Here is a 17085-nt window from a genome sequence, read left to right on the forward strand (position 1 = left end):
TTCAGTTTTGGCCCATGAAGTAGTGGCGAAGACGAATAGCACCGGCTTGGGTGGCCAGTTTTTCGTTGACGGTGTTGCCATAGCCAGAGAGCTGTTGCTCCACCAGCGCTTTACCGCTGGCAGGGGTGAGGGCATGGCTAGTGCTTTCGCCTGCCGCGCCCGTTTGGTTATTGGCCAGGCGCACAAAGCCTTTAGCGGTGGTGGTGGCATCCGGGTGGTCGCGGCTTTGGGCGTGGCTGGTCAGTGCGCTTTGCACAAAGGTGCGGGTGGCAAAGACCACCGATTGATCCACTGATAGCGTGACCGAGGCGGTGTCACTGACCTGGATGGTCATGCGTACCGTGATTTCGCGGCCGCTGCCTGCGTCCAGCGTGGGCTTGTAGGTCTCGGGAAAGTTGCCCACGGCGAAGAGGTTGCCGTTGATGTCGAACAGGCCGATCTCGCGGATGGTCCAGCCGCCTACCTGGGTGGGAATAACCAGCTCGGCCACTAGCCAGTTGGGGTTTTGTTCATCCACGGCGAGGCTGGCCAGGCCAGCGCGATACACCTCATTCACCAGCGTGGTTTGGTTTTCCTTCGGCGGTGCGGGTTGGCCGTTGCCATCGCCCACAGCCATAGTGGTTAGCTCAATCTGTTGGCCAAAGCCCATCGCTTGGGTGAGCTGGTCTTGACCAGTGGCGGTGAGAAGCGTGAAAAATTGGCTCATAGCGGTAGTACCGTGGTGGTGTCGTAGGCGGCGGTGGTGGCACCCAGGAAGTAAGGCGATGGCGGCACGGCGGCTTCGTTTAAGGTGAGCGGCTGCACGGTGACGGTATCGAACGATTGTTCCCAGCCACTGAGATAAGCGCGGCCTTTGCTACTGCCGATCATGCGTAGTGCTGTGAGGTGGCTGCGGGCGTTCTTGGCCGCGTTGATCAGCCGCAAAATGCGAGCCTGGGTGGCGTCGTTTAACCCCTGGTTTTCCAGCGTGATATCTGCCCGGAAGGTGTACGGGGGGCCGATGGGCGTTTGCTGGTGCCACTCCACCAGTTGAATTTCCATACCCAGCGAGGCGAGTGCTCGCTTCATGGCGCCCACAGTGCCTTTGTGGCGATGGATATGGATAGAGGCTGCTATCGCCTCGCGCTTTTGCGCTTCCGTCCACTGCTCATCCCATTCATCCACCGATAGCGCCCAGGCCAGCCAGGGGAGTAGCCGTGCGGGGCAATCGTGGGGCCGCCACAAGGCGCGAATGGGCACATTAATGGTGTCGGTGCGGCTGAGCGCTTCGCTGACGGCGCGCTCTTGCGGGGTGGCGTTAGGTGGTAGCAGGTGGTTAGCCATTGACCACCTCGCTGGTTAGCTCGATGGAGTCGCAGTAGGGTGCTTGCTTGCGGGTGGTGCTGATGGTGGCCGTGGGGCTGAGTAGTTCTACCCGCTGCACACCGGGCTGGTGGAGCGCGGCGTACACGCCGGAGAGCGTGACTTGCGCGCCGATGCGGTGCTGTTCCTGGGTGTAGGCTTCCGCTGCCGCTAGGGCGTTTTCACGTACCACGGCAGCTTCCGGCCCCGGCAAAATGTGCAGTATCGCGCGGATGGTATAACCGACAATCTCGGCGCTCACGGCGGTGGGGTAATCGGTCAGCGGGCGGGTGTCTGCAGCGTTGACGGCGGCGCTGACAGTACTGAGTAGTTCGGCCGGTGCTTCGCCGTTACCCACCTGCGACAGCACCACCACGGTGACTTCGCCGGGGGCTTCGCTGAAGGCATCGGCGTCTTTGACATCGCCGCTGGCACTCAGCGCGTGATACACGTAGGCGCGCTCTGGCCCGGCGGTGCTAAGACCATCGAGCGATAGCAGCACGCGGCGGCGCAGGGCATCGTTACGCTCAAACGTAGGTGGTACCGGCGGGGTGGCGTCTGGGTCGCCGGGGTCTATTTCCAGCCGTTCAACATCGAACAGCGCAGCGAGGTGTTCAAGATCCTCATCTTGGGCGTAGGCGAGCATCACCGCTTTGGCGGCTTCGTTAATGCGTTGGCGTAGCAACAGCTCACGGTAGGCGGCCACCTCTAACAGCTTGGTGAGCGGCTCGCTCTCCAAGGTGAGGGTGTCGGCTAGTGCGGGGTCGCGGCTGATCAGGTCGGCGGTTAGCTCGGCGAGGATGGTCTCGAAGTCGAGCGGTTCAATCACCGCCGGTGCAGGGAGACGGGAGAGGTCGATGGGGTTGTTCATAGGTTCCCCCTTAGCGGCACGGCCAAGCTGACGCTTTCCCCGTTATCCACCCGGCGGGCGGTGATGATGAGATCGAACCGGCCAGGGCGCTGGGTAGAGACCTGCCGGGTGACTTGCTGCACGCGAATGCGTGGTTCCCACTTCATTAGGGCCACCACCGTAGCGGCGTAGGCGCGCAGGGCGGTGGGGCCGTTCAAGGGCTGATCAATCAGTTCCGGAAGTAGCGAGCCGTACTCCCGGCGCATGACGCGGGAGCCGATGGGCGTGGTGAGAATGTCCGCCACCGATTGCTGGATGTGGGCCAAAGGCTCCATGGTGCGGCCGTTGTTTGCGTTCATGCCTGGCATGTCATTGCACCTTGTATTGGCCCGCGCTGGAGCCGCCCGTAACGGGTACTTCAGCATTGGCCTGTACTTCATCCACCACCGCGTTGGCGATCGCTTCCGCCATACGGTTGACCCAGCTGTGTTCGCCGGTGGCGGTGGCCCCTTGAGACTGCATCTCGCTGATAATTCGGTTTTTAAGCTGGGCTTTGCTCAGGGCCATTACTTGCCTGCCTTAACGGTGGAGCTACCGTCGCCATGTGGGTTACCGGTGAAGTGGCAGATGTGCTGCTGGGTCACCACGCCAGTGCCCTGGTTGTGTTTGATCAGGGGGGCATCCACGGTCACGGTGCCTTTGGCCTTGACTTCGATGGGGCCTACGCAGTCGATGAAGAGCCGGTTTTTGCTGTGGTCGTACTCGATGCGGGTGCCATCGGGAAGCCATCGCCCAATCACGTTGGGATCGCTGGAGGGCGCTGGGCGGGCATCACTGACAATGCCGGTGAGCACCACACCGGCGGCGGGGTCGCCACCGGGGGAGAAGATCATCACTTGCTCGCCCTTCGTTGGCGGGTCCCAGTCCCGCGTGGTGCCTGCGCGACCTTCGATCCACGGCAGCCAGTTTGTTAACAGCTCGCCGGTTTTGACGCGCACGCGGGGCGGCCGAGGCGGATCGGCTTCAGCATCGCCGTGATCCACCTCGGCGATGGTGCCGAGGCGGATCAGGTTGTGCAGCAGGCGGAGGAGTTCGGGAATGTTCATAGCCGCTATCCTGCGGCGGCGTTTGGCGAAGGCGAAGCGGCGGCGGGTGTGAATGGGGCGGTTTACACTGAAAAGAAATGCGCCCAGCCAAGCTGGGCGCGAAAGCTACGGTGAAAGCTGGAATTCCAGTTTGGGTTGATAACGTTGAGCAATCGTTGCGCCATCTACCACATGACCATAGAGCCGCTTGCCAGCTGGCGAGCCAAGTTGGGTAAGGGCGTCGTATAAATGATAGTGGCGGTAAAGGTCACGGATTTGCAGCATGTGGCAGCATAGTGACTGCAGGTTGAGTTGGTCGGCCTTATCTAGCGTGGCGGGCAAGATATGAGGGGCATCCACCGTGGTACATGGGGAGGCCGGTAGCCACTCGCCTTCCAGGGCGTAGGCGGCAATGAATTGGCGAGCGGCATTCAGTTGGCTGGCGGGAATATCTTCGCCACGGCTCACGCCAAAGGCTTTGCGTACTTGCGACCACAGGTGTGGGCGAGCGCGTTGTTGAATGTCTTTGGGGTAGTGGCGCAACCGGCCATCGACAACCGCCGCTAAACAGTGGAACCCATCGGTGCCAATCGTCTGGCCGATCAGGGTGCCCATCTTGCCTTCGGTATCTTGGTAGTGGCCGTGCTTGCGAATGGCGGGTAAAACCTCGGCAGTGACCCACTTTTTAAAGCGTTTGGCTTCGGTTTTGCGTGAGCGAAGAATGGCTGAGTACAGTCCGGATTCGTTGATGATGGTCATTTCTTGGGCGCCGGAAGGGGTGGGCACAATCTGCCTACCCTTCTCTTCATCATCAAGATTTCGAGCCATGTCCTTGGCTGCTTGATACTCCAAGGCTTTGGCTACATCGCTAGCTACGAACCACGGCTGGTCATCAATCAGTAGAGTACGGACTTCGCGGGTGTCAAACCGGAAGGGCAGAATTTCGGCGGTTGCAGTGCTATTATTCATGGGCAGTTCCTTTTGTGAGAGATTGGTGCTGTGTTTCTGAAGCCCTTGGCGTGGCAGCGTCGAGGGCTTCTTCTTTTACGGATTTCAACTGCTGTTCATTGTGCATCGCTTGTTGGATCAGATCGTTGACGATCCATGTTCGACTCAGGCGTGTGCTTTGGGCTTTTTCGGCTAGCCAATCCCTCAGCTTTGGTTCCAAGCGCAAGTTGAATTGCGGCGACCTTTTGCTCATTACGTCTCCTATTTTTGAATAAAGCTAAATGCTTCAAAAATATTGAAGCAAAAAGCTTTATTGATGGCAAGGTGAAAATGCTTCATTTTTGCTTTATGGAAAAAGACATCGAAGTTCAAGCCAATCTCAAAATACCTAAGTCGCTGAAAGAGAAGCTCAAAGCGGCAGCGAAAGAAAATCACCGCTCAATGACAGCGGAGGTAGTAGCGCGCCTAGAGCAAAGCTTCAAAGACGAGCAGTCTGATGCTCTGGTCGATGATGTTCCACCCGAGCAGATGCTGAAAATCTTTGATATTTTCAGGCAAGAGCTAGAAGAGAAGATCAAGCGTGGAGAGGCAGGCAAGGGGATACCCAAGCTGTCGCGCACGTTGGTTAGTCGAGAGAAAAACGAAGAGTAAGCCTCTAAGCCCTGCCAACCAGCAGGGCTTTTTCATATTTGGTCGAGGTGATTCAGCACCGACTCCATGATCATCTCTCGGTCATGAGTGCTGAACCCCAGCAGCTCCCTTTGAGCATAATTGACCTGTGGACCATCTGGGCTGACGCGATCACGCAGCCCAAACTGATGTACGCGCGCGATATTGGCGATACCTCCATAAAACGCCACGGTGGCTGCACTGCTGGAGCCTTTGACCTTGAGGTATTTGGTAGTGCGCAGCTTGTTGAACATCGCCTTGTCTCGGATGCGCCCTTGTTGACTGCGTAACTTTCCTGCATCCGAGCCACCAGATGTGGGCTTAAGCCATGTCTCAATTCGATCCCTTCTGAAGGTTCTTATGGCATTGACCTCTCGATCATAGCCCGTCATCCGCAGACCTTCGTCTTGCCAACTCACCATGTTTGCTTCACGAAGCGCACCCCCGGGTTTCTTGTAGAGAAAGCGCACAGGGTCATTTTTAGGCTGATACTTTTTGCGTGGCTTGCGGGCCTTGAATTTACTGCCATCAGGATTTTTCTGTGACTTGATACGGGCGACTTGGCTGCGGCGTAGATCAGTCGCCACTCCCTTTGCCAGTTTGAGTCGCTCCTTGGCGCTAAGCTTGGCGAGCAGCGGGCCGACCCACTCCTCTAGTGCTTCCATGTTATCCGCCATTCGGGCCGTCCCATTCGGCTACCAGGGTGTACTCCGCTTGGGCTTCGCTGTCGCGGATCAGTAGCTGCCAATGGGTATCCGGGCAGCCATTGCTCTCAAACCGTGGCAAGGCGCGGTCGACCTTAATGTGCCCGGTCGCGCATTCCACCTTGGCGAGCACCCGTTCGCTGAGCGTTACCCGCAGGGCGACATCCACCGATTGATGACTGAGAATCTCGGCTTCGAAGCGGATGGCTTCCGCTGGGTCGGCGTCGGGCTGGTATTCGGCCAGCCACTGCAGCAGCGGCACGATGATGGTGTCTAGGTTCGCGCTGAAGTCGGTGAGCACGAGCTGGGCGGTGAACTGGTATTCGTGGGTGAGGTTGGGGCCACGGCGAAAGGCGATGCTGCCTTCTTCCACGAAGGTGAGCAGCCGTTCGGGGTCTTTCGCCAGGGCGGGTACCGCGTTAATCAGGTGAGCGCGTAGCAGGTGAAGTTTCTGCATGGTTGGCCTCTTGGCAGGCGATGACGGCATCGACCTCGGCGGCGCACTGTGCCCAGGCGGCTTCGGTGCGTTCTAGCTGCAGGTCGAGTTCGCCGTTGGTTTCGGGATTACTCTTTGGGAGCGTGCAGGGGCTGGGGGTCGCGCATTGATTGATGATAAGCGTCGGCACCGGTGACGGCGGGGCGGCGGCGCATCCGGATAACAGCATCAGGCAGGCGAGAGCCGGCCCAAGCGCGAAGTTCTGCATTTTCACGGTGTAGCTCCTCAATGGTGGCCAGGCGGTTGGCCGCTGTGCGGGTGAGTGTGGCCTGCTGCTGAGCGAGGGCGCGGCGCTGGCTCTCTAGGCGCATGGCGTTTTCCCAGAGCGCATCGATGACCACTTTGCTTTCTGCTTCCCGCTGCTGTGATTGGGCGAGCTGCTGTTCGGCCAGTTCGGCGCGGGCTTCGGCGGCGTGGGTGCGCTGCCACAGCGCCCAGGTGACCAGCAGCACGAGCACCAGAATGGCAAGGGCGGCGAGTAGGCGGGTCATGGCGTGGCCTCCTGTGCTAAGCCTGCCAAGCAGATCTCTTTCTCAGTGGCGCGGCGGCTGACTAGGCCGTTGAGCCGTTTTCCCCCGGCGTAAACCCAGCGGCTGAGCTCGTGGCAGGCACCGCGTAGGTCGCCTTGGTTGAGTTTGCGCAGCAGGGTGGAGCGGGCGAAGTTGCCAGCCCCGACGTTGTAAACGAACGAGGCCAGCGCGGCGCGGGTGGGTTCCGGTAGCTCGACCTGGGCGCGGCGATCCACCACCACGAAGGCCTCGCCGAGATCCTGCTGCAGCAGCGCAGTGCATTCGGCTTGGCTGAGGGTTTGCCCCAGGCGAGCGGTTTCTGTGTGGCCATAGCAAATGGTGGGGATGCCCACGGGGTCGCGGTAGGCGGTGGGCTCGTACCCTTCATAAAACGACACCACGGCGGTGGCGATACTAATGGCCCCGGCGGCCAGGCTGACGCCGAGCTTGGTTTTAAGACCCACGGCGGTTCTCCCAATATTCACGTAAGCGGGTGAGGTAGCGGGGAATCAGCAGCCCGATTTGTAGCGCCAGGTAGAGCAGCGTTAGCACCGTGACCCAATCGGCTGGCGTCATGCCGCCCACATGCAGCAGCGAGACGACGGCCGGTGGGGCGGCTTTGGCGCTTTCGGTGGTGATTTCAAAGTGGTGGCTCATTCGGGCCTCGGCGGTTTAGAACGTTAATCCCACAGGTTCACCGTGGGGGCGCGTTGGGTGGCCTGGGGAATGGCAGGCAGGTTGACCGGCGTGCCGTGGGGCAGCACCGGCCCCTGTTCTGCCAGCCCGGGGTTGGCGGCCAGCACCTGCTCGGTGACGCCTCGGGTGGTGCCGTAGACGCGGTAGCAAATGGCATCCAGGGTGTCGTGCTGCTGGGCGCGCACGGTGGTGGATGGAGCGTTGGTCATATCAGCTCGACCGTGCTGTGTGGTCGCCCCTCGATCTCGCTGATCGCCCAGGCGGCGTCGCGGCGGTAGCCATCGGCGGGGGCTTGGAGCTGTTCGCCGCGCTCCCGGGCGCTGTTGGTGGCGTCATAATCGGCGTAGTGCTCCAGCAGGCTGGCGTGAGCGGTGGAGTACACGGCGCGCAGGTAGAGTACGTTGAACACTTCCGGCGATTGCCACACGGGAATGGGTAGCGAGGCCATGGTGGGGTGGCCTGCCTCGACTTTGGCCTGCTGCCAGTGGCGCAGCACGCGGTTGACCGTGATCATGGCGGCCTTCAGGGCGCTTTCGATGCGCGGCTGGGTGATGGTGCTGTCTAGCCGGTGGGTGGCGCGAAAGTCGCTGGGCTGGATGTCCGGCCAGAAGCCGTTGTTTTCGAGCGGGCTGTCGAGCGGCTGCTCATTGGTTTCATTTGTCGGTGTACCTGCCGAGATAAAGCTGCTCATCGTGCCTCCTAGTAGCGGTTAAACGTTTTTCGCGCGGGGTCGGGCGCGATGAAAAAGAAGGGGGTGGGCGGCGTTCGAGCGTGGGCGTTAAAACGCCTGACTCTTACGTCGCGCCCCCTGACGTCGGCGGTCGACTCGGTTGGCCGCTAGCCCGTGGGCGTAGCGGCAGCGTTCTGTTTGCGTTCACGTTCCAGGCGTTCGAGGTCTTTCTTCACGCCAATGCGGTCGTTGAGCGCGAGGGCGCGTTCCAGGTGGTGCTGGGCATCGTCTAGCTGGCCGGTGGCCCGGCAGGCGTAGCCCAGTGCTTTGTGCAACTTGGCGCGGATCTGGTCGTGCATATCCGCATCGCGGGTGAGGGCTTCCACATCCACCAGGTGAACCAGCAGGGCGGTGGTGTCTGCGCCTTCTTCATCCAGCTGCTTCAGCGCCTGGTCGGCGACTTCCTCGGCGATGATGGCGGCGGTGCCGCGCTCGAATTGATCCGGCGGGGTGAGGCCGTGCTTGGTGGCGTACTTGGCGATGGCAATGGCCCCGGCGAGGTCACCGGCATCGATGCGCCAGAGCATCACGCGCATCAGCACGTCGTCTTGCGCGCCCTGGCCTGCTTCCAGCACGCCGGACACGTACTCGGCGTACTTGGGCAGGATCTCGCGCTTGATCTCTGCTTTGCGCTCCATGGATTGGGTGGATTTGAGCAGGCGATAGTCTTCAAACAGCGCGGCTTGCATTAGCTCATACGCTTCGCCCTGCATGGGGGCTTCTCCCGCGTCAGCGGCGGCGAGGGCGGCGCTGACGCGTTCAAAGTGGCGGCGGGCTGGGCTGGTCATCACTTCTCCTTGATACCGTTGATGGCGGCTTCAGAGAGTTCGATGTTTTCCACCAGACAGCCCGCGCCAAAGTCTTCCACCACGTAGGCGTCGTTGGAGGACTCGTAGTTCTCGATACGGTTGCGCTTGGGGTTCTCGGTGACGAAGCGGCGACGGGCACCGTTCTGCCAGTAGATCGAGAGGTTATCCAGGGTGGTGACCATCAGCGCGTTATCGGGGAAGAAGGGCACATCCATGCCTTGCAGCCCACCGATGCGTTTTTGGCTAATGACCAGATCGGCGGCGAGCTGCTCGCTAGGCGGTAGCTGGTTGAGCAGCGGGAAATATTTATCGGCCATGAGGTTGCGGCCAAGGATGACCACTAGACCTGGTAAGCGACGGAACCAAGGGGAGATCAAGTTATTGATCACGTCGTAAACCACAGCATCCAGAGAGGCGAAGTCACCGACGATGCCCTGCTCGGTTTCGTGAGGCGTTGGATCAATCAAAATCTTGCCGTTGGTTTTGCCGTCTTTCATCACTCGCTGTGGAGACTGGGTGCGGTAATGCTGCAGCCAGCCGATGTTGACGTCTTCAAGGTAGGGGTTGGCCACTGGGTCGGTTTGCGCGGCGGCGGAGGTGCCGTTGAAGCCGATCATCATGCGGTCCAGCGCCTGCTGGCGAACGATGACATCGCGCACCATGGCCTGGAAGTTGGGGAACTTGGCCCAGGCATCCAGCTTGGCGTAACCCAGGTGGGTGTCGAATTCGGTCATTCGGCATTCGTAGCCCTGGGCATCCAGCGTGGTGAGGTCGCGGGTTTTGCGATCCTGGTTGGCGACGTTGGTGCGGGCGGCGATGGGGCCGGTAACGCCGAGGGCGAGCTTTTCGCCTTTCAGCTCATCGACGCCGACCATGTTGATGCGCGAGAGGAAGTCGCTGGACTCCTGAATGCGCTTCTCCAGCCGCTGCTGAATGGTGGGGTCGACGGCGAATTTCTGGGTGGCGTCTGGGACGCCATTGAGCTTCGCCACCTGGGCGGCGAAGTTGTTGAAGTGCTTGCGGGTATCGTTGCGCATGGGCGTCTCTTAGCAGTCGGTTTCGATGTCGGTGTCGCCGCCGGTGGCGGGCGTGCGGGCCGGGCGGTTGGGGGTGCTGTCGAGCTGGGTATAGAGCGCGTCGAACTCTTTTTTCAGGGTCTCGTGGGCGCTTTTGAGCTCATTGAAGGCGGCTTGCGTGGGGCGCTTTTTCAGGGCGTCGCTCAGCGCCTGATGTTTCTCCACGAACAGGCCAAGGGTCTCTTCCAGCTCGCTGCGGAAGGCCTCAAACCCAGCAGCGCTTTTCGCATCCTGCTTTTTGAACAGCGCTTTGACCCGCTCGGCAAGCGAAGGGCCTTGCTCTTGCGGTTCATCACTAAACGAGAGGTCGGTTTCTAGCGCTTCGGAAAAGAGATTCTCCGGGCGCTGTTTGCGGGCGGCGAGCGGAGAGTTTTTGCCTTCGGACGCGCTGAACTTGAGCATGGAGGTGCCGAGCGAGGCGGGGGAATCGGTGACTGCCAGCCCGACCAGGTAGGCTTCGCCGGTGTCGGCAAAGTCGAGGTCGATCTCCATGGAGGTGTACACCTTTTGGCGTTTTTCGACCATGGCCTTGAGTTCGTCGGTGGGGTCGATCTCGGCATAAAGGCCAAGCTTGCCGTCGTCGTCTGCCTCGGTTTTGAGCGCGGTCACGTCGCCGTAGGCTTTGAAGGGGCCTTCCGGCAGCAGGCCTTTGATGTGTTCCATATTGACCCGGCAGCCGTACTTGGCGGGGTCGAAGTTGGCGGCCATTTGGGTGAGCCATTCGGCGCTGATGGTGCGGCCATCGGTGGTTGCGCCTTCTTTTGCGATACGGTGCCAGGGCATGGTCGGGCCTCGGTGAGTGGGTGGGCGTTTGGCTGCGGTCAGGTTCCCCGCAGTGGGGCCTTGGCTCAATGAGGGCTGGGTGTAAGTGGTGTTTCTTACATCGGGCGGGGCAATCGTGACCGTGCCTGCGCGGGTACGCTGGCGGCATGACAGCCCAAGCCCCGATTGACGACGACCAGCACCGACTTTCTGCCCGCCATCTCTATTGGATGGGGTGGCGGATTGCGCGCATTGCCGAGTTCCTGGATTTGCCCCGGGCAACGATTGATAGCTGGAAAAAGCGCGACGCCTGGGACGACGCGACGCCGACCCAGCGGGTAGAGGGGGCGCTGGAAGCGCGCCTGGTGCAGCTGATTTGGAAAGAGCAAAAAGAGGGCAAAGACTTTAAGGAGATCGACCTGCTGGGCCGCCAGATCGAGCGGCTAGCCCGGGTGCATAAGTACCAGGGCAGCGGGAAGGAAGCCGACCTGAACCCCAACATCGAGCGCCGCAACGAGGGGCCGAAGAAGAAGCCCGCCCGTAACGATGTGGGCGATGAGGGGGTGATTCAGATTGTCGAGGCGTTCGAGGCCTCGCTGTTCGATTACCAGCGCGGCTGGTATCGGGCGGGGCAGCATGAGCGCATCCGCAACCTGCTGAAATCGAGGCAGATCGGCGCGACCTGGTACTTCGCCCGGGAAGCGATAGCGGACGCCCTGGAGACCGGCAAGAACAAGATCTTCATGAGCGCGAGCAAGGCGCAGGCGCATATCTTCCGGCACTACATCGTGCAGTTCGTGAAGGAAGTCACCGGCGTTGAGCTGAAGGGCGACCCGATCATTCTCGCCAACGGTGCCGAGTTGCACTTTTTGGGTACCAATGCCAAGACGGCGCAGGGGTACCACGGCGATACCTACCTGGACGAATATTTCTGGATTCATGGCTTCGAGACGTTCCGCAAGGTGACGTCGGGCATGGCCATGCACAAGAAGTGGAAGCAGACCTACTTCAGCACACCGTCGTCTGTGGCCCATGAGGCGTACCCGTTCTGGACCGGCGACCGGTTCAATAAACGCAAGAAGAAAGCCGACCGGGTGAAGATCGACGTGAGCCACGCGGCGCTGAAGGATGGGGCGCGCGGGCCGGATGGCCAGTGGCGGCAGATCGTGACCATTGAGGATGCGATCGCCGGGGGCTGTGACCTGTTCGACATCGATCAGCTGCGCCTGGAATACAGCGACGATGAGTTTGCGAACCTGCTGATGTGCGAGTTCGTGGACGATACGCAAAGCGCCTTCCCGCTGGCGATGATGCAGCGCTGCATGGTGGATAGCTGGGATGCCTGGCGGGATCTGAAACCCTTCGCGCCACGGCCGTATGGCGAGCATCCGGTATGGATTGGCTACGACCCGGCGGGGGATGGTGAAGATGGCGATGGGGCAGGGTTGGTGGTGGTCGCGCCGCCGAAAACCGCTGACAGCAAGCACCGCATCCTGGAACGCCACCGCCTCAAAGGGCGCGACTATGAAGCCCAGGCGGAATTTATCCGCAGCGTGACCCGCCGCTATAACGTGACCTTTATCGGCATTGATACCTCGGGCCTCGGCGAAGCCGTGGCCCAGCTGGTGGCGAAGTTCTTCCCCACTGTGACCCGGTACCGCTATACCCCGGAAATGAAGTCGCGCCTGGTGATGCAGGCGCAGCAGATCATCAATAAGGGGCGACTTGAATTCGACGCTGGCTGGGTGGATCTCGCCCAGTCGTTTATGGCGATCCGCCGGGAGCTGACCGCCTCCGGCCGCCAGATGACCTACACCGCCGGGCGCAATAACCAGACCGGCCACGCTGACCTGGCGTGGGCGACCATGCACGCCTTACACAATGAGCCTCTTGATGGCCCCGCCGACCATGGCACGGGCCGTTCCCTAATGGAGATGTACGGATGAGCGACGCGGCAGCAAAGCCACGGGTGCGCGTGCCCGCTTACGTGACAGACACCGACACCACGGCCGCGCCTGCCAAAGCGGAGGCGTTTAGCTTCGGCGAGCCGACGCCGGTGATCGATGGGTACGATTTTTTCTATACCGGCTGTTGGATGCTGGGCAATGAGTGGTACGAGCCGCCGGTGGATTTTCCCGCGCTGGCCCAAACCTACCGGGCCACGGCGCACCACGGTTCGGCCATTCAGGTGAAGCGCAATATCCTGGTGCGTTCGTTCATTCCCCACCCGCTGTTAAGCCGCCAGGCGTTTAGCGCGCTGGCCACCGACTACCTGGTGTTTGGCAACTGCTACCTGGAGCGGATCTTCGGCCGCTTGGGGAGACTGCTGGCATTGAAGCCTGCGCGGGCGAAATACGTTCGCCGCGGGGCGGATCTCAAGCGTTATTTCTGGGTGCCCAACTGGTCGGAGCGCAGTGAGTTCGACGAGGGCAGCATCATTCACCTGCTGGAGCCGGATATTAACCAGGAGGTGTACGGCGTGCCGGATTACCTGGGCGCGCTGCAGTCGATCTTCCTGAATGAGAACGCCACGCTGTTTCGGCGCAAGTACTACCTGAATGGCTCCCACGCGGGGTTCGTGATGTACGTCTCGGACGCTTCCCAGAATCAGGAAGATATCGACGCCATGCGATCTGCGCTAAAGGAGTCGAAGGGCGTGGGCAACTTCCGCAACCTGTTCATGTACAGCCCGAATGGGAAGAAAGACGGTATCCAGATCATCCCGATCTCTGAGGTGGCCGCCAAGGACGACTTCGCCGCGATCAAGAACATCACCCGCGATGACCAGCTCGCCGGCCACCGCATCCCCCCGCAGCTGATGGGCATCATCCCCAACAATACCGGTGGATTTGGTGACGTGGAGAAAGCCGCCAAGGTTTTTGTGACCAATGAGCTGGAACCGGTGCAGGCGGTGTTTAGCGAGATCAATGATGTGCTGGGGGAGGAGGTGATTCGGTTTCGGGAGTATTCGCTAGACCCACAATAAAAAAGCGCCTGGCATGACCAGGCGCATATCGCTCGTTTCATCCCTGAAAGCAGTGGAGGCGTCCCGGCCCCGCAAGCGATACCCACTACTGTATATTAATACTGTATATTTGAACAGGTATCATGGATGATGAATCGACCGATTTTGCCCTGGATGGGCGGCAAGCGCCGCTTGGCTAAACAGATCCTACCGCTCTTCAAACCGCACACCGCTTACGTGGAGCCCTTCTGCGGCGGTGCTGCGCTCTTCTTTACGAAAGCCCCCAGCAAAGTGGAAGTCATCAACGACGCCCATGGAGAGCTGGTCAACCTCTACCGCGTAGTGAAGCACCACCCGGATGAGCTGGTGAAGCAGTTCCGCTGGGGGCTGATCAGCCGTGAAGAGTACCTCACGCAACGCGATATCGACCCGCGCCACCTAACCGATATCCAGCGGGCGGCACGGTTCTTCTACCTGCAAAAGCTCGCCTTCGGTGGCAAGGTGAGTGGCCAGACGTTTGGCACCTCTGCCGTTTCCCCACCACGAATGAACCTGCTGCGAATTGAGGAAGATCTCAGCGCCGCGCACTTACGCTTGGCTCGTACAGTGGTCGAGCACCTGGACTGGGCAGAGTGCATCAAGCGTTACGATCGAGAAGGCACGCTGTTCTACCTCGACCCACCATATTGGGGAACAGCCGGCTATGGCTGTGACTTCCCTCTAGAGGAGTACTACCGGATGGGAGAGCTGGCCCGAACAGGGCAGGGGCAGTTCGTGATCAGCGTCAATGACACGCCAGAGATGCGCGACGCCTTTCAGGGCTTAACGCACCACACTACGCAAATTCGATACACTGTAGGACAGAAGGCGACAGAGCCGCGGGGGGAGCTGATCATCAGTAACCGCTAGGCTGGTAGCCTTACTTATGAAGCCGCTCCATTGAAGGGCGGCTTTTTCTTTGCTGACGTCCACCAAAAAAATCAAGCCTGCTGCCCCAGGCCCGCCACCCCAAGGCGCGCCGTCGACTCCCCGCCCCGCCTGCGCGCTAAATGTGTTGGTTTTTATGCACCCTTGCAGCAGCGACTCAAACCTCGCCACTGCTGGGCTGAATGGCGGTTATAAAGGGATATTTTTTCATGCGTTTTCATGCGCATTTATGCACTTTTTTGCAGCGTTCAGCGAGGCGGTGGGGTGAAGTGCGAAGCGAGCAGCTTCACGATGACTGGGCGGTGAGCTTCCCAAGTGCGCTCATCCATTAAGTGGTCAATGACCTGTGGCATTTCGGCGTAGGTCAGCCAGAGTTCGATTGTGTCGGAGGGAGTGAGGCCGATCTTAGCACCCTGATACTGGTGGCGGATCTCAAAAACGATGGTCGGTTCGCCAGTGGGCGTTTGGCGAAGGGCATAGCGGAATTTCTTAATTAGGTGGGTGGTGCTCATGAAATGTACCACCAGTGTACCAAGTAGGCTGGAAAGCCCTATTTAACTGGGCTTGTTGTCCCATCCATCATGGGGGCAACAGAAAATCGGCGGGCCGCTTCTGCTGGGTTTTGTTTCGTCATATTAATCACTTGCATACTTGGTATGCGATGTAAGTACACACATCTATTGCCCTCTGATCGCGGCTATTCGCTAAATGAACAGCAGTACCATGACCTACCATGGTGGCTATCAGAAGTGGTGGGCGCGTTGGCGGGCAATTGTACGCAAGAAAGGGTAGGCAGCACAAAATAAGTCACTGCGCTTTGATGCGTGTGCGTAAGTGGGGGTAACGTGCGGGGGCTTGGGGAAGGTGGGTATAAGTGGGGTGGTTTACATGGTGGGAAAGGAGCGGACGTTAATAAGCCCGCCTCGGCGGGCTTATTAACGTCAAAAGAATATAGGCCAATGAGGTAACATAGCGTGTGTCAGCTCGGCTAGCCTAATTGTTAAGTCAAAGAGCTGCAGCACGATTTCTATCATTCTCATCGCGAAGTCCTCCGCCCATATGCTTTCGACTCCAGTTTATACTTAACCAAAACGCTTAAGCAGTACTTGCAAGTAACACGCAATGTGTTAAATTTTAGCATGTCGATTTACTCTATTAGTTGAAGGCGTTGGCGCGCCCGAGACTAAGCTTGAAGGCTTAGGTCTAACAGATCTAAGCCTTTTTGCGTTCCTAGGCAATTCAATTGCCTAGTGATCTGGATGCTATATGTAGACCACGAGAAAATCAATTCAAGCATATATGGTATTTTTTCATCCGCAGGTTATTGACAGTCAATGCCCAGCGCTATACCCAGCAACAAAAAAACCGCCCCCTGAGCGGCGGGCTTTTTGTACAAAAAGATCACTTAACAGCTTTCCTACGTCCCTTCAGCTTGGGGGATCTTACCCAAGTCAGGTCGTAGTGCATGGGGCCTGTTGTCTGAATCACTTCTTTTGATATGACGGGCCACCATTCAATCAAGCGCAGCGCGGTTTGCCAGACGTTTTTCTTTTTCCAGTCCTTACCCAGGTTAATTGTGGTAATCCCGCAATATTCGAAGGCAAGCATTTCCGGGTCACCTTTATTGAAGCGATCCTTCGACAGGATCACCCAGGTTTCCTCTGATTGTTGAAGGCGTTCAAGCCACACTTGGTCGGGCACGCCATGGCCTCCGTTAAAGGTTTTGGCATGCACGATGGTATGGCTTTCGCTGCAGAGTTTGGCTAGGTGGTTAAGAGCGCTGGCAATGTGATGGCTGATGTTTTCGTCAATGAAGAAGTGCACCCGATAAAACCCTTGTCTCGAATTTTACGGCGCGTTCCACTTCCTCTTGTGTCACCTCATACGCACGGGCTGCCGCTTCGGCGCTGCCTTCTACCTCTGCCGCTTGAGCCAGCGTGGCGGTGGGCATGTGGCTGGGTAGCACAATGGGCTTGCCGAAGGCAAAGCGAGGATCGACCACGATGTTCTCGTCCTCGGGATCAGGCTTCCAGCGAATCGGGTAGCCGGATGGGTCAAACTCAATATCCGCTTTCAGCGAAGGGGAGATCACAGCATGAAACACGTTTTGACGTTTCACGAGGTCGGTGATGGCCGTTTCGCCGCTGTTTTCCAGCACCTTCAAAAACACTTTTTTGCCATCTGTGCTGAGTTGAGGGTTGATCAGAGGATAGTCACGCTGCAAGTAGTCTCTGAGCACGTGTAGTGCTTCACGAATCACCGGCAAGCTCACGTTGTGGAGACGGAATTGCTCCACCGCACGCAGTTCTAGCAGGTCCTTAAAGCTCAGCGTGTCTTCTGCGCCTAACGCTTGGGGTTCGGGTTCCCAGAGAGGCCCTTTGGTTGACCGCTCAGGCATCAGCCAACGGCGGATCTTCTCCGCATCAACGCCAATGAGGCGCTCTGCTTGCCTGGGGCTGTAAAGCCCGATGTTAGTGAATGCGGTCATGATCTACCCCCCAGCTTGGCGCTAGGTGTG

Annotated in this window: 26 protein-coding genes; 4 read left to right on the plus strand and 22 right to left on the minus strand. The window is 59.2% G+C overall.

The genetic code is table 11. The features are described 5' to 3' along the window. Position 1: 1 nt before the first annotated feature. The 8 genes from ACIGG6_RS03600 to ACIGG6_RS03635 all read right to left on the minus strand — a co-directional run bounded on the left by ACIGG6_RS03600 (position 2) and on the right by ACIGG6_RS03635 (position 4477). Positions 2-706, minus strand: coding sequence for a phage tail protein (locus ACIGG6_RS03600; RefSeq protein WP_399842315.1), 705 nt, complete (start codon positions 704-706; stop codon positions 2-4). Next, a complete protein-coding gene (locus tag ACIGG6_RS03605) occupies positions 703-1323 on the minus strand; it encodes a phage tail protein I (protein ID WP_399842318.1) in 621 nt (206 codons plus the stop codon). Before ACIGG6_RS03605 ends, ACIGG6_RS03600 begins: the two co-directional genes overlap by 4 nt. Then, positions 1316-2212, minus strand: a complete 897-nt coding sequence (locus tag ACIGG6_RS03610) for a baseplate assembly protein (protein ID WP_399842319.1) — start codon at positions 2210-2212, stop codon at positions 1316-1318. The genes ACIGG6_RS03605 and ACIGG6_RS03610 overlap by 8 nt, the downstream gene beginning before the upstream one ends. Continuing rightward, a complete protein-coding gene (locus ACIGG6_RS03615; protein ID WP_399842322.1) occupies positions 2209-2559 on the minus strand; it encodes a GPW/gp25 family protein in 351 nt (116 codons plus the stop codon). Before ACIGG6_RS03615 ends, ACIGG6_RS03610 begins: the two co-directional genes overlap by 4 nt. A gap of 1 nt (position 2560) precedes the next feature. Continuing rightward, entirely contained in the window at positions 2561-2758 is a 198-nt protein-coding gene (locus tag ACIGG6_RS03620; RefSeq protein ID WP_399842324.1) for a hypothetical protein, read from the minus strand. Then, entirely contained in the window at positions 2758-3297 is a 540-nt protein-coding gene (locus ACIGG6_RS03625; protein WP_399842327.1) for a phage baseplate assembly protein V, read from the minus strand. Before ACIGG6_RS03625 ends, ACIGG6_RS03620 begins: the two co-directional genes overlap by 1 nt. Positions 3298-3402: 105 nt before the next feature. After that, positions 3403-4245: a Bro-N domain-containing protein gene (locus ACIGG6_RS03630; protein ID WP_399842330.1), complete on the minus strand. Its 843-nt coding sequence runs from the start codon at positions 4243-4245 to the stop codon at positions 3403-3405. After that, positions 4238-4477: a hypothetical protein gene (locus ACIGG6_RS03635; RefSeq protein WP_399842331.1), complete on the minus strand. Its 240-nt coding sequence runs from the start codon at positions 4475-4477 to the stop codon at positions 4238-4240. Before ACIGG6_RS03635 ends, ACIGG6_RS03630 begins: the two co-directional genes overlap by 8 nt. 14 nt (positions 4478-4491) lie before the next feature. Between ACIGG6_RS03635 and ACIGG6_RS03640 the strand changes: the two genes are divergently transcribed. Then, positions 4492-4875: an Arc family DNA-binding protein gene (locus tag ACIGG6_RS03640; RefSeq protein ID WP_399842332.1), complete on the plus strand. Its 384-nt coding sequence runs from the start codon at positions 4492-4494 to the stop codon at positions 4873-4875. Between the two features lie 32 nt (positions 4876-4907). Here ACIGG6_RS03640 and ACIGG6_RS03645 read toward each other — a convergent pair whose 3' ends face one another. The 11 genes from ACIGG6_RS03645 to ACIGG6_RS03695 form a co-directional block, all read right to left on the minus strand. After that, positions 4908-5558 (minus strand): phage virion morphogenesis protein, encoded by a 651-nt coding sequence (locus ACIGG6_RS03645; RefSeq protein WP_399842334.1) that lies wholly within the window; start codon positions 5556-5558, stop codon positions 4908-4910. 1 nt (position 5559) lies between these two features. Beyond that, positions 5560-6054: a phage tail protein gene (locus ACIGG6_RS03650; protein ID WP_399842336.1), complete on the minus strand. Its 495-nt coding sequence runs from the start codon at positions 6052-6054 to the stop codon at positions 5560-5562. Continuing rightward, on the minus strand, positions 6017-6262 hold the full coding sequence (gene lysC, locus ACIGG6_RS03655; protein ID WP_399842338.1) for an Rz1-like lysis system protein LysC: 246 nt from the start codon (positions 6260-6262) through the stop codon (positions 6017-6019). Before lysC ends, ACIGG6_RS03650 begins: the two co-directional genes overlap by 38 nt. Beyond that, positions 6162-6584, minus strand: coding sequence for an Rz-like lysis system protein LysB (gene lysB / locus ACIGG6_RS03660; RefSeq protein WP_399842340.1), 423 nt, complete (start codon positions 6582-6584; stop codon positions 6162-6164). The genes lysC and lysB overlap by 101 nt, the downstream gene beginning before the upstream one ends. Next, the gene (locus ACIGG6_RS03665; protein ID WP_399842343.1) at positions 6581-7066 is read right to left on the minus strand and encodes a lysozyme; all 486 of its coding nucleotides are present in this window, start codon (positions 7064-7066) and stop codon (positions 6581-6583) included. The genes lysB and ACIGG6_RS03665 overlap by 4 nt, the downstream gene beginning before the upstream one ends. Continuing rightward, complete coding sequence (locus ACIGG6_RS03670; RefSeq protein ID WP_399842345.1) at positions 7056-7259, minus strand: hypothetical protein; 204 nt, start codon at positions 7257-7259, stop codon at positions 7056-7058. The genes ACIGG6_RS03665 and ACIGG6_RS03670 overlap by 11 nt, the downstream gene beginning before the upstream one ends. Positions 7260-7282: 23 nt before the next feature. Next, the gene (locus ACIGG6_RS03675; RefSeq protein ID WP_399842348.1) at positions 7283-7507 is read right to left on the minus strand and encodes a tail protein X; all 225 of its coding nucleotides are present in this window, start codon (positions 7505-7507) and stop codon (positions 7283-7285) included. Then, positions 7504-7989: a head completion/stabilization protein gene (locus ACIGG6_RS03680; RefSeq protein ID WP_399842349.1), complete on the minus strand. Its 486-nt coding sequence runs from the start codon at positions 7987-7989 to the stop codon at positions 7504-7506. The genes ACIGG6_RS03675 and ACIGG6_RS03680 overlap by 4 nt, the downstream gene beginning before the upstream one ends. Before the next feature lie 146 nt (positions 7990-8135). Beyond that, positions 8136-8816, minus strand: coding sequence for a phage terminase small subunit (gene gpM / locus ACIGG6_RS03685; RefSeq protein ID WP_399842352.1), 681 nt, complete (start codon positions 8814-8816; stop codon positions 8136-8138). Beyond that, positions 8816-9874 carry a phage major capsid protein, P2 family gene (locus tag ACIGG6_RS03690; protein ID WP_399842355.1) on the minus strand — a complete coding sequence of 353 codons (1059 nt, stop codon included), beginning with the start codon at positions 9872-9874 and terminating at the stop codon, positions 8816-8818. The genes gpM and ACIGG6_RS03690 overlap by 1 nt, the downstream gene beginning before the upstream one ends. A 9-nt stretch (positions 9875-9883) precedes the next feature. Then, complete coding sequence (locus tag ACIGG6_RS03695; RefSeq protein ID WP_399842358.1) at positions 9884-10696, minus strand: GPO family capsid scaffolding protein; 813 nt, start codon at positions 10694-10696, stop codon at positions 9884-9886. Positions 10697-10842: 146 nt separating this feature from the next. Here ACIGG6_RS03695 and ACIGG6_RS03700 point away from each other — a divergent pair, with 146 nt between their 5' ends. The 3 genes from ACIGG6_RS03700 to ACIGG6_RS03710 all read left to right on the plus strand — a co-directional run bounded on the left by ACIGG6_RS03700 (position 10843) and on the right by ACIGG6_RS03710 (position 14549). Then, positions 10843-12621, plus strand: a complete 1779-nt coding sequence (locus tag ACIGG6_RS03700) for a terminase large subunit domain-containing protein (RefSeq protein ID WP_399842360.1) — start codon at positions 10843-10845, stop codon at positions 12619-12621. Between the two features lie 29 nt (positions 12622-12650). Then, positions 12651-13661, plus strand: a complete 1011-nt coding sequence (locus ACIGG6_RS03705) for a phage portal protein (protein ID WP_399842362.1) — start codon at positions 12651-12653, stop codon at positions 13659-13661. Positions 13662-13787: 126 nt separating this feature from the next. After that, positions 13788-14549 (plus strand): DNA adenine methylase, encoded by a 762-nt coding sequence (locus ACIGG6_RS03710; RefSeq protein WP_399842365.1) that lies wholly within the window; start codon positions 13788-13790, stop codon positions 14547-14549. 266 nt (positions 14550-14815) lie between these two features. On the opposite strand, the gene ACIGG6_RS03715 is transcribed toward ACIGG6_RS03710, so the two are convergent. The 3 genes from ACIGG6_RS03715 to ACIGG6_RS03725 all read right to left on the minus strand — a co-directional run bounded on the left by ACIGG6_RS03715 (position 14816) and on the right by ACIGG6_RS03725 (position 17055). Next, a complete protein-coding gene (locus ACIGG6_RS03715) occupies positions 14816-15079 on the minus strand; it encodes a hypothetical protein (protein WP_399842368.1) in 264 nt (87 codons plus the stop codon). 889 nt (positions 15080-15968) lie between these two features. Next, positions 15969-16391, minus strand: coding sequence for a PIN-like domain-containing protein (locus ACIGG6_RS03720; protein ID WP_253505679.1), 423 nt, complete (start codon positions 16389-16391; stop codon positions 15969-15971). Continuing rightward, positions 16375-17055: a hypothetical protein gene (locus ACIGG6_RS03725; RefSeq protein ID WP_399842370.1), complete on the minus strand. Its 681-nt coding sequence runs from the start codon at positions 17053-17055 to the stop codon at positions 16375-16377. Before ACIGG6_RS03725 ends, ACIGG6_RS03720 begins: the two co-directional genes overlap by 17 nt. Positions 17056-17085 lie beyond the last annotated feature (30 nt).

It is taken from the genome of Vreelandella lionensis, from assembly GCF_044543515.1.
Taxonomy (GTDB): domain Bacteria; phylum Pseudomonadota; class Gammaproteobacteria; order Pseudomonadales; family Halomonadaceae; genus Vreelandella; species Vreelandella lionensis.